The organism is Flavisolibacter nicotianae (assembly GCF_003628535.1).
Classification (GTDB): domain Bacteria; phylum Bacteroidota; class Bacteroidia; order Chitinophagales; family Chitinophagaceae; genus Flavisolibacter; species Flavisolibacter nicotianae.
The window spans coordinates 12,822-25,156 of the sequence record NZ_RBCI01000002.1; the positions used below are offsets into that span (position 1 = coordinate 12,822).

7 protein-coding genes are annotated in these 12,335 nt (G+C 43.4%); 3 read left to right on the top strand and 4 right to left on the bottom strand.

The window, feature by feature from the left end; genetic code table 11:
- Positions 1-377: 377 nt before the first annotated feature.
- A complete protein-coding gene (locus tag D6024_RS05020; protein WP_121353517.1) occupies positions 378-2,366 on the bottom strand; it encodes a M13 family metallopeptidase in 1,989 nt (662 codons plus the stop codon).
- Between the two features lie 609 nt (positions 2,367-2,975).
- Between D6024_RS05020 and D6024_RS05025 the strand changes: the two genes are divergently transcribed.
- From D6024_RS05025 to istB, 3 genes are all read left to right on the top strand, one after another.
- A complete protein-coding gene (locus tag D6024_RS05025; RefSeq protein ID WP_121353518.1) occupies positions 2,976-3,416 on the top strand; it encodes a DUF1569 domain-containing protein in 441 nt (146 codons plus the stop codon).
- 2,036 nt (positions 3,417-5,452) lie between these two features.
- Positions 5,453-6,991 (top strand): IS21 family transposase, encoded by a 1,539-nt coding sequence (gene istA / locus D6024_RS05030; RefSeq protein WP_162944552.1) that lies wholly within the window; start codon positions 5,453-5,455, stop codon positions 6,989-6,991.
- A gap of 14 nt (positions 6,992-7,005) precedes the next feature.
- Positions 7,006-7,755 carry an IS21-like element helper ATPase IstB gene (gene istB, locus D6024_RS05035; protein WP_121353520.1) on the top strand — a complete coding sequence of 250 codons (750 nt, stop codon included), beginning with the start codon at positions 7,006-7,008 and terminating at the stop codon, positions 7,753-7,755.
- Positions 7,756-8,383: 628 nt separating this feature from the next.
- Here istB and D6024_RS05040 read toward each other — a convergent pair.
- From D6024_RS05040 to D6024_RS05050, 3 genes are read right to left on the bottom strand one after another with little or no spacing between them, the layout of a single operon-like run.
- Positions 8,384-8,779 carry a response regulator gene (locus D6024_RS05040; RefSeq protein ID WP_121353521.1) on the bottom strand — a complete coding sequence of 132 codons (396 nt, stop codon included), beginning with the start codon at positions 8,777-8,779 and terminating at the stop codon, positions 8,384-8,386.
- 48 nt (positions 8,780-8,827) lie between these two features.
- Positions 8,828-9,493 carry a GAF domain-containing protein gene (locus D6024_RS05045; protein WP_121353522.1) on the bottom strand — a complete coding sequence of 222 codons (666 nt, stop codon included), beginning with the start codon at positions 9,491-9,493 and terminating at the stop codon, positions 8,828-8,830.
- A gap of 17 nt (positions 9,494-9,510) precedes the next feature.
- Complete coding sequence (locus D6024_RS05050) at positions 9,511-12,333, bottom strand: PAS domain-containing protein (RefSeq protein ID WP_121353523.1); 2,823 nt, start codon at positions 12,331-12,333, stop codon at positions 9,511-9,513.
- Between the last annotated feature and the right edge of the window lie 2 nt (positions 12,334-12,335).

Below are 12,335 nucleotides of genomic sequence, written 5' to 3' on the forward strand. Positions count from 1 at the left end.
GTTCTTTATCAGTGGAATACGCTTGCAAATTTATAAAAGGTGACACGAGGGTGAACTGCCCGCGTTTTGCGTCGTTTCGGCTTATTTTGAGAACTTCTCCAAAGATAAATAGCTTGTTGTTTCTAGCAATACGCTTCTGCATGCCAGGTGAAAAATTTGGACACCTACGATCTGTCGTAGGTACAAACGCTCAATTTTGCCAATGATGCGGAACAAATGAGAAGGGACATTCTGAACGATGTATTCAATCTCTTGCCAGGGAAAGTTCTGGTTGGCACTAGCACGGCTGCAGGATTCTCGGATTCTTCAATGAGGCACATCGTACGCCATTGTTGGTGTTCTTTCACGCCACATCCAATTGAGCAGAAAACACCATATCAGAATATGGAAACTCTGGAATCTTTAGGTACAAACATTTTATCCCCCGGCTTCACATTAAAGGCATCATAGAATTCCGGTATGTTCACGACAGCTGCATTCACTCTAATTCTATCAGGCGAATGAAGATTTGACATTAACCAGGTAGGCATTCTTTCGCGGCGTACTGCATAACACTGTCGAAACGCAAAGCCAAGAAAATATCGCTGCATAGCCGTAAATCCACCTATGGTTTCATGCTGCTGGTATTGCTTTGTTTTCTTGAGCGCATCCAAACCAATTAGCAGTCCTGTAAGGTCCGCCATATTCTCTCTTTTTGTTAATTCACCATTCACATGCAAACTGTCTATTGCTATGTACTGATTATAATGATTTATAAGTTTGCTTAATCGCGAGTTATATTCTGCTTCATCTTCTTTTGTCCACCAGTTGTTTCTATTTCCATCCGCATCATACTGCATTCCGTCCGCATCAAAACCGTGTGCCATCTCATGACCTGCGAATGTATAACCATACATAAATGCATCGTCAACCTCGTTTGAGTTTACATTGGGGATTATGAACGATGCCGGCTCAAGGGTGAGTGCATTTTGTTCGTTTGCATACGAGGCTTCCATCATCGTTGGCCGCATTTTCCATTCATCTTTGTTAACAGGCTTTCCTACTTCAGCAATCCATTCTCGTGTCCTGTGATAGCCACCACGCATCATGTTTTCATAAAGTGAGTGACTGTCTATTTCAACGTCGGTGAGATCATCCCACTTGTCAGGATAACCAATACGAAATTTCATTTTTCTTATTTTCTGTATTGCTTTTTGCTTTGTTGAATTTTGCATCCACGAGACGTTTTCCAGTCGTTGCTGAAAAGCATCCCGAAAATCCTCAACCATTGTAGTATATCGTTTCTTTTGTTCAGGACTAAAATATTCTTGCACCATCAAATGCGTAATAGGCTCAGCGAGTATCGTATTTTCAAATGCCAGGATCATTCTCCACCTTGCAGGAGGTTGAGTTTGTCCTGTAAAACTCATGATAACTTTGAATTGGTCCATAAACGTTTGATTATCCAACAAAGGCGCAACAGAGGAAACTGACCAATAGAGAAGATAGTTTTTCCAAACCTCAACCGGAGTTGATTGCAAAAGGGTATCTACATTTTTAAAGAAAGCCGGGTCATCAACCTGGATCGAATCCAATTGTTTAAACCCGTAGGTTTTAAAATAACGTAGCCAATTGATATGTGGCGTTAACTGTTGCAGTTCACTTACCGACATAAGCCTGCCGTCGTAATCTCCAAATCCTTTGGCAATAGAAGCTTCCAGTGCATAAACATCATTGGTATTTTTTTTAGCGGTAACGCTATCTTGTCCAAGCCGGCGCAATGTCAAAAAAATGAAATGCTTTAGTGCGTCCTGGCTCTTTTTGAATTGTGGGTTGTTTGTTAAATAATAGGCGGCATTTGGAAGCTTAAGCCCTCCTTCATGTATAACAAACTCCATTTTGCCATTGTCGGCCGGTGCAGCCCATTCGGCAAACAAAAAATTGTTATATCCATTTGTTTGGATTTTTGCAACCTTCTCAATAATCTCACTGCGCAACTTTATTGCTCTAATTTCATTGAACTGTTGTTTTAGTGGTTTAAGCCCTTGCTGGTTGACGTAGTTTGTATCCATTCCTGCCCGCCAGAAGTCTCCAATTTTTTGCGGAATTGTTCCTCTTGCAGCATTTTGGTTTGCGGCTTCTTCAACCAGCGTTCTAACCCGTTCTGCAATTTGATTTTGAACTATCGTTGAAACGCCCCAAGACATTTGGTCTGGAGGTATAGGATGTTTCTTCAACCACCCACCATTTGCAAACTGGAAAAAATCGTCGCCGGGACGTATGGTACTATCTATATTTTCTTGCACGAAATCCCTGGCGGAATTTTTTTTGTGAAACGAAGCAAAGGCTAAGAAAACAAACGTTATCAGTGAAAAAATGTATCGCATAAGCAGAGGTGTTTACAACTGATGAAAGACAATTTCCACATACGTTAAGTTACAAAAAACTTGTTTTCCGTCGGCGGGTTTTTAAGTCTTGCTTTCCTTCCACGATGAGTCTCACCAATAGTCCTTGACGCCATTGATTACATAAAAAAAGGAAATTTCGTTTTTAGGGCAATCTGGAATATTGGAAATAAAACAGCTTCATTTCATAAGCATACATACAATGGTACGAATGGAACAATTTAAAGCTCCAAACACAAGATTGAAGTGGTGACCAATGCTGGAAGCCGGTTTGTAGAGTTTAATGAAGCGGAATTGTTGAATGCCTTAACCAAGCCTGATGCTGCTAACACAGGATTGGTGAAATAATGGCTGACGAACTATCTTTCAACGATAAAACAGTAATCAACGGCAGGAAGGAAGTGATGCAGCAGTTTTCTAAATGCCGCTACTTCACCAATCCTCTCTCCGTTAGCGGTCATTGTAGAGCGGTAGAAAAAGTAATAGGCTACCTAAATAAATTGTCGTAATCAACTACTTGTTTTGTCGTAATCACACCGCATTCATCTTGAAATAGACAATAGTTTTGTATTATTTAAATTATCTTGGTATATGAAATCAATGTGTGATAAAACAACAAGAGACGAATTGATAAAGAGGATAAATTCACTTAATGAAAATAGCAGGGCACAGTGGGGCAAAATGAACGTTTATGAGATGTTGAAACATTGTACGTTATGGGAGGAAATGTTGCTGGGCAAAAAGCAATACCGGCAATCCTTCCTTGGGCGCTTGTTTGGTAAAATAGCACTAAAGAATATGCTGAAAGATGAACCTATGAAGCCCAACTTACCCACTGTGCCATCTTTTAAAATCAGTGGAAAGGGCGACATCATTGCTGCAAAAGCTGAATGGATCAACCTGATTAGTGAACACGGGCAGAAGAAAAGTTGGGAATTTGTTCATCCCTTCTTCGGCAAACTAACTGATGAACAAGCTGGCAGAATAGCTTATAAACACATCGATCACCATTTAAGACAATTTGGGAGTTAGAAAATTTACAATAAGGCGACTTGATAAAACAACGAACCGCTAACAATGGTGGCCGTTGCACAACTCAGTTCTAAAAATTCATTTTCGCTGTTTTCAATTCGGTAGTTGACACTTGCTGCTTCGTCTACTCACAGCGACCGTCAAACGGCTTTTTCCACCCTGCTGCATTAGGACGGGCCACAGCACAAAAAAGCATTTTGCAAGCGTTTTTTTGATGTTTTCAATGCCCCCAGCTGTTCATTTTAATAGTCGTTTCAGGTTGTAACAGACCGCTGCCATGAGCAGGCAATTTCTTGCCATTCACAAGATGTGGTCAAATATCGTTGTCCACCAATGTAAAAAGTCCCAAATTGACAAAATCGAGCGCACCAGTCTTCTGAAACCCATGGATCCACAATTTTCAGAAAGGGGAGTCTCTTAAAACCTAACTGCAATAAATAATTATATTGAAGGTATTCGTACCGGCCTGTTGTCCGATTTGCCAGTATGTTATCCAAAAATCTTCCGCTTACGGTTCGGTTTCCACCCAGCACTTTCCCATTTTCTACAGATTGGTAATTATCGCTAAAAATGTGGGTGCAATGGGTCCGATAATGGGGCCAATACCGGGAATTGCCCGATGAAACCAGTGCACAATAAATAAGACTGTTTGGCAGAAAAAGCTGTTAGCGTTAAGTAGGATTTATCGGTGCACGTCCGGGTGAGTTCCGATAATTGTTCCGATAATTTGGTTCTGTTGCCCCATTTCAAGCTTTTATGTAGTTACCTGGTTACAGAGTTAGCGAAGGCCGTTTTCCCGAACTTTTAACCACTGCCACCCAATTCCTTGCCTGGACCACCAATATCATTATTGAGATTTTCCAAGTAGATGGGTACTTCCCCATTTCTCCCACTGAATTTAACCGATCTTTCGCCATCCACATAGTCAGCAGCCAGGAAAACAGCTATCGGACAATAACCCATAGAAATGGGAGAGTTGATGGGAGCGTTATCAGGAATTGAACCGCTCAATTCACCTGTGAAAAGGAAGAACTGAGCGCCGATCCTGGTTATGGGGAATGCCTGTCCTTTCCCGAAAAAAACGACCCATAAAAACGCTTTTTTGTCCAGTCGGGAAGGTCATAGCAAAGCGTTTGGTTTCTGGGAACATGGGCCACTACACTCATGTACTGTTATTCGCATCTACAAAGGTTGCAATGGTCGATTGATCTGAGGCTGGGTTTACCTGCAATGGCATGGTAGAGCCTAAATCGGAAGGCTCGGTGTAATTGATGGGGAAAACCCTGGGAAAATCGGTGGCAGGATGGTTTTTTGTCCGATGGTTAAATCAAATCACAATTAAGGACACTAGGTGTCTGTGGATGGGTAAACTCCCCATTTTCCTTCCGGTGAAGTCGCACAAATCAAAAGACGGGAAAATGGGGAAGAAAACGACATTTTGGTTATAAAAATGGGACGTTTGACCGGTGGACAATCGTCTCACCTTTCTTTTCGGTGCAGCGCTGGTCGTTCTTTTGGTTTACCCGGTAATGGATGAAAGAAAGCGTTGGGGCTTTACTACATTATGCCAGGGGCTTTCGGAAAAACAATTGGCCTATATCGAATGTATATGTGGGCACTTTCGAGAATTGGGCAACGCCCGATAATCGGCTGTTGAAATCAGATAGTTTGCCCGATAATCCGCATGTGTTACCTACTTTTTTCCCGATAATGCATTATGGGTGTAGAATCCGGATCATTGTTTCACCCCCATTCCGTTTTTTATTTTCACCCCTATTCCGGATGAAGCTTTCACCCCTTTGTTAGGTGAGTCAATCCTGCAAGTGCGCAGTATTGCGCCGGTACAACTTGACCACCCGATATAAAAAGGTGGGTGTGTCATTCCGGCGGATACTTTCACCCCGTTAGTGAAAGTTAAGCTGTCGTTCCGGCGTATTGTTTCACCCTGGTAGGTTCTTGAACAGTAAGGTAGCGGCTTTTTCCTCTTCATTTGCGCTCTTAAATCAAAAGCACAAATGGGAGCTAAACCAAAAGCCATGGAAGATATCAGATCGGTCATTCGGTTGCATAAGGATGGATTTTCTAACTATGCTATCAACGAACACACGGGTATTAGCCTACCCACTATACGAAAGTATCTAAGCCGGTTAAAGGGCTTGGATTTTAGCGCAGAACAACTGCTTGCCCTGGATAACCAGCTGCTGTCTCAAATCTGTTTTCCGGAGAAGATCAGGGAAGATGTTGATGGCCGGTTGCGTAAACTGCATGGCCATTTTGAATATGCTGAAAGAGAACTTACCAGGACAGGTGTAACCAGGCAGTTGCTCTGGATTGAATACAAGGAACAAAACCCGGATGGATATAACTATTCCCAATACTGTTATCACCTCGCTGAACACCTTAAAAACAAAGAAGTGGTCATGCACTTGGAACACAAGTCTGGTGAGACCATCATGGTTGACTTTGCAGGTAAAAAACTTTCTTATACTGACTCCTCAACCGGTGAGATCATCCCGTGCCAGGTGTTTGTTTGTGTACTTCCCTTTAGTGGGCTGATGTTCCTTTGTGCCGTTCACACACAAACGACACAGGATTTTGCGCACTGTATTAATGAGATGCTGCACTATTATGGCGGAGCGCCGCTGACGATCCTTACCGACAATCTGAAGACGGCTGTCACCCGCCCTTCCAAATATGAGCCGGTATTTACAGAAGTGTGCCACCAGCTATCGGAGCATTACTCGACGACCTTCTCTGCCACGCGTCCCTATCATCCCAGAGACAAGGCGATGGTGGAAAGATCGGTGATGATTGCTTATCAGCATGTCTATGCGCCGCTGCGTGGTGAAGTCTTTACTTCTCTTAAAGGGTTGAACAATGCCATCAGGGAGAAGCTGGAACGATTAAACAACAGACCATACAAGGGATCCCATTACAGCAGAAGAGACCTGTTTAACGGAGGTGAAAAGAATTTGCTTAAGCCCTTGACCCCTTTACCCTTTGCTCCTAAAAAAACGGTTGTGGCAACTGTACAACGCAACTATCACGTGCAGCTCTCGGAAGATCACCATTATTACTCGGTTCCCTACCGCTTCGCGGGGAAAAAGGTTAAGGTTCTTTATGACAGCAAATCAGTAGAGATCTACCTAGAACATGAACGTATTGCTGTTCACTCAAGAAGTTCTTTTGGAAGTGCTTACCATACCATCCCCGATCACATGCCTTCCAATCACCAACATGCAATTAATATCAAAGGTTGGACAAAGGATGATCTTCTGGGCCAGGCAAACAGTATAGGCCCTTGCACACATGCAGCTGTTGAACGTATCCTGATCAGCAGCTTTTACCCCGAGCAAAACTTTAAAAGTGCCCATGGTGTGCTGATGCTGGAAAAGATCTATCGAAAGGAAAGGCTTGAAGCTGCCTGCAAAAGAGTGCTCACCGGCACACGCATCAATTATACATTGATAAAAAATATACTCTCCTCTGGCCTGGACAAAGTGCCTCTGATGGTGGAACCAATGCTGCAGCTACCGCTGCATGAGAACATCAGAGGGGCAGATCAATACCGCTAATCAAAATCAATAATATGAACACGACTCAAACACTTCAGCAACTGAAAGATTTAAAATTAACGGGCATGGCTTCTTCTTACGGTTCCCAACTGGAGCTACCGCTCAACCAGCAGCTGGAAACACATGAACTCTTGGCGCACCTGGTCCAAACCGAAACACTGCACCGGTCAAATGAGAAAACAGCAGCCTATCTAAGGCTTGCCAAATTAAGATTGCCATCCACTGTAGAACAGGTGGAATGTTCTGCCACAAGAGGGCTCACCAAACAACAATTGTCATTGCTAATGGAAGGAAACTACATCAAGGCAGGAGAACCATTGCTGATTACCGGTGCTACCGGATCAGGAAAAAGCTTCCTGGCCTGCGCTCTTGGTCACCATGCATGCAGCGAAGGGGCTAAAGTGGCTTACCTGAACATGAACCGTTTTACTGAAAAGATTATGCTGGCAAAACTTGACGGTACTTATCTGAAAATCCTGAATCATTATGAAAGAATACCGTTGCTGATCCTGGATGACTTTGGGCTTGTGCCAATGGACCATACAATGAGGGTGGCCTTGCTTCAAATCGTGGAAGACCGGTATGCAAGAAAGAGTATTATCGTCACATCCCAGCTTCCTGTAAGTAAATGGCACGACTTTATCGGAGAACCAACACTTGCCGATGCCATAATGGACAGACTAACGGCCAGGGCACATCGAATAGAGCTTAAAGGAGAATCCAGACGAAGAAAATCTGTCGAAACGAACAATAACCAAGTTTAAATACATTTGAAAGATCAAAGCAACTACCAAGCTCTTTTAAAACCTACAAACAGAGGTGAAACAATCGCCCGGAATAGGGATGAAACGATCACCGGAATAAACAATGGGGAAAGACGGTTTTATCCCAAGTACTGGTAAGCTGCTTTACTGGTAGGGTGTGCCGATGATATGGTCATTTGCTTTTTTTCCCGGTAGCGGTGTTGTCCATTTTCGGTAATTGCCCAACCGTAATCCATTGCTTTTCCCAAATTGAAATAGTTCCTTTCATTCAATAGTCTTGTCAGACCTCGAACTAAATAATGGATAGCTTTGAATACAAATGGATTACTTATCCGTAAGAGAGTTATGGTGACGTAAGAGCGAAGTATTGCAACTTCAATATAATGAAGGTGCAAGCGCTCGATTTTGCCTAGAAGTATTTATAAAAGGTTAGATTCCTGATGGGGCTACAAATGTCCGATTTGGGCAGAAACGGGAAGGTTTGGAAAGTTTTGGGAAGGTAATCGTCAAAAAAGGTCAATAATCCCCGCAGAAAAGTTCGAGTGATTCCAGAAACTTTAAGAGTTGCAAGATCAAAATTAATGTGTTTGTAAACACGGCATCATGCGCCTTTCAAACACTTATCAACTCACAACAACGCTTTTGCTTTTATTGTTTCGGCCACACTTACATACTCTTCGTAGCTATGTGGCTTTACCACATAATCCAGAATGCCTATTCTTTGGTATTCTTGAATCTCTTCGTCTGTCTTCGAAGTGGACAGTATAACCACCGGAATGTGCCGGTATTTTTCCATGCCTTTTAGATCAGTTAAAAACTCCTTTCCGGAAATGCCGGGGAGGAAATTATCGGTAATGATAAGTTTTGGCAGACACTCCCGCTCTGCCGTTTCCAGGTACATAAATGCTTCCATCGCTGTGGTCACATGATGCATCGCATCGACACCACTTTGTAAAAAAGCGTTCGCCAAAATTTCTACGTCATCTTCATCATCGTCAATCACTAAAATTTTGCAGGCATTCATAAATGATTATACCGGTTAAAATATTTCTTCATTAATTAATTATGGTGCTTACATCAGGTTCAGCTGGTTTTCCACATGCTTTAAAAACGATTTAGAAGCATCGAGATAATCCAGCATTTTTTCTTTTTGCCCCTCACCAGTTTTTTCCACTTGTTTCATCGTATCCTCCAAGTGGTAACCAATGTCCGCTGTCAGTTTTTTCACATTTACTACGGTATTCCTCAGCGATAAGCGCAACTCCATTTCGTCCATCACAACATCTGCCAGCTCTTTCAAAATTTTTTGTTCTTTTTCTGTCAGCGTTCTGGGCGTTTTATCAATGATGCAAAGCGTTCCCAGGTTACACTGGTCTTCTGTTTGTAAAGGAGCCGCTGCATAAAAGCGCAGGCCAAACTCACCGGCAACCAGTGGATTGGATAAAGACCTGGGGTCATTGACCGCATCGCCAATGACATACAAGTCACTAGATAAAATAGCCGATGCACAAAGACCCGGCACCCTGTCAATCTGATTTACGGTTAAGCCGTGTGCCGATTTAAACCAGATCCGCTCTGTATCCACCAGGCTGATAATGGCAATGGGAACTTCAAAAATGGTAGATGCCAGTTTGGTGATGCGGTCAAAGCTGCCATCCGGCGGCGTGTCCAATATGTTGTAGCGTTTTAACGCTTCTATTCTTTTTTCCTCGTTTTCGGGCTTTTGTAAGGTTATCATATTTGTTCGTTTAAAGGTTATTGTGTCAATGGTAATACAACAGTAAACTTAGCACCCTTCTTTAGTTCTCCTTCGGCAAAGATCAGTCCTTTGTGTGCTTGCACCACCTTTTTGCACAGCGCAAGGCCAATGCCGTAACCTCCAAAGCTGCTTCGGTCATTCAGCCTTTGAAACACGGTAAATATCTTTGAAGCAAAGGCCTGGTCAAAACCAATTCCGTTATCCTGTATAGTAATTATGGTATAGTCTTTTTCCGGTTTAAGGTCAGTTAAGCGCTTTTTGCTTTCCTCAGCCAGCGGTTCCGCGCTGATTTTGATAAGCGGATACACCCCCCTTTTGGTAAACTTTAAGGCATTGCCAATCAGGTTAAAGAACAGCTGGTTCATTTGCAATGATACCCCCTCAATGACAGGCAGGGTACCAATTTCAAATGTTGCTCCTTTTTGTTCGATCAGCAATTCGTAATCCGTCAAAATCGTTTTCAACAAATCGTTCAAATCCAGTTCTTCAAACCTCGGTGTTGCATTGGTTGTCCGAGAATATTCCAGCAGGCTGTGAATGAGACTCGACATCCGTTCAGCCGACGCATTGATCTTTTGCAAATGCGTATTCGCCCCGCCTTCCTTTTCTATGCTTTGTGAAAGCAAGCTGGCGTATAGTCTGATTTTTCGAAGGGGCTCTTGAAGGTCGTGAGAAGATACGTAAGCGAATTGCTGCAGTTCATCATTAATTGCCAAAAGCTGTTTATTTGCCTGCTCCAGTTCTTCGGTTCGCTCCTCTACTTTTCGGGCAAGCGCTTCCGAAAAATTTTTATGCTCGGTTATTTCCTGCACAATACCCACCAGCCGTTCGGGCTCCTTGTTTTCGTCAAAATAGATCTTGCCTTTTACCCGTACCCAAATCACAAAGCCAATCTTTTTGATTACTCTTCCTTCGTATTCTAAAATGCTTGTCTGGTAAGCGCTTTTATAGGCATTTTCCCGCAGCACCAAATCATCCGGATGAATAGCGGAAATGTAGCGGTGGCGGTCGGCATCGTCTTCAACGTCAAAGATCTCCGCCAGTCGCCTTGAAGCCTTCATTTCATTTGTTTTCACGTTCACGTCAAACGTGCCCTGCTCCGAAGCCTCTATGCCAAGCCTTGTGCGGGCCTCCATTTCTTCAATTTGCTGGCGGGCTTTCACTTTTTCTGTTACGTCAATTACCAGTGCCATTACGCGGTTTACAGAACCATCGCTTTCCCGCAGTGGTTCATAAACAAAATCTACGTAGATAAGTTTTTTATTCTGCTCTTGATCTTCCAGCTCAATAGCGTATTCTGTCGCATAAAAAGGTTCGCCTGAATCCAACACCTTGTAAAGGATAGGCTCGTATTGACCGGCTATCGGCAAAACCGCTGTAATCGGTGCCCCTTCCAACTCGATGCGGCTACGGTTGATCATCTGCGCATAGCGGTCATTGGCAATTTCCACGGTTAGCTTATTTCGATGCAGGATACAAATCCCAACAGGCGCCTGCAAAATGAGTGAGCGAAAATTAGCTTCGCTTTCTGCTGCTTTTTTGCGGGCCAACACCTGCTCTGTTACATCTGTAGCAAGAACGAGCACCCCACTTATAAAACCATCTTTTTCTGTATAGGGATGATAGACAAAATTGAAATAATGCAGGTCTTGCTTACCGTCGCGTAAAAAATAAACCGGTGAATCGTATCCATAATGTATGTAGCCTTCCCTGTACACTTTTTGCAACAAGTCCCAAAAGCCCTGCTCCTTCATTTCGGGTAAAATATCCAGAAATGGGCGGCCCAGCGAAGTTTCGTCTATCCCCCAAAGTTTAAAAAGCGGCGGGTTGGCTACCTCCAACCGGAGCTCTTCTCCTTTCATAATTAAAATAGGATAGGGCGCCTGGGCTAATACATTGCGGAACTTTTGTTCCGACACTTCTACCGCTTTACGGCTAAGTACCTGCTCTGTCAGGTCGATGCCAAACGCCAATACGCCTTCAATGTCACCGTTTGCACTGTAATAGGGCTGGTAGATTAAGTCGAAATAAAAATCCTTCGGCTGCCCATCAATAATAATTGTAAGGAGGGTTTCATTGGCCCTAAAGATTTTGCCTGTCCTGTACACTTCTTTCAGAAGATTGTGGAACCCCTGGCTTTCCATTTCCGGTAGCACGTCAATAAAGCGTTTGCCAATTACCTCCGGCGTCTTGCCGGATATTTTAAAGGCTGTTTCATTGGCATAGCTTACTATCAACTCTTCCGTTTTATACAGGGACACAGCAACCGGTGCCTGGCTATAAAGGGCAAAAGCCTGCCCTTCTGCTTCATAAATTTTTAATTGCTGCAAGGCTTCGGCTACTTTTTCTTCCAGCACCTGTGCATAGTCCAGCGCGTCCCTGTGGTTCTCCATTTCTTTCAGCGCCAAGCGGGCAAACTGTTGCAGCAGGCGTTGCTCTTTAGTACTAAATGCTTTCGGCTTAAAGTCAGCAATGCATACCGTTCCAATGGCGGCGCCATCCCTCGTTACGATTGGTGCACCGGCATAGAACCGTAGACCCTTTGGTGGCGTAAAGCCAGGGTATATCTCGGTCCACTCAATGTTTTGAGTGTCTTCAAAAACAGTTACGTTTTTGCTTAAAATACTTAAGGAACAATAGCTATGATCACGTGGTACTTCAGTAGCTTCATAGGGGCCTTGTTTTGCTTTAAAAAAAACCTTGGCCTCATCAACCAGTGATACAAAGGCTAGCGGCACCTCAAATGTTTCAGCGAGTAATGCTGCTATTTCATCAAAAGCTTGTTCTGGCGAAGTATCCAGAATATAAAAACGGCGCATCG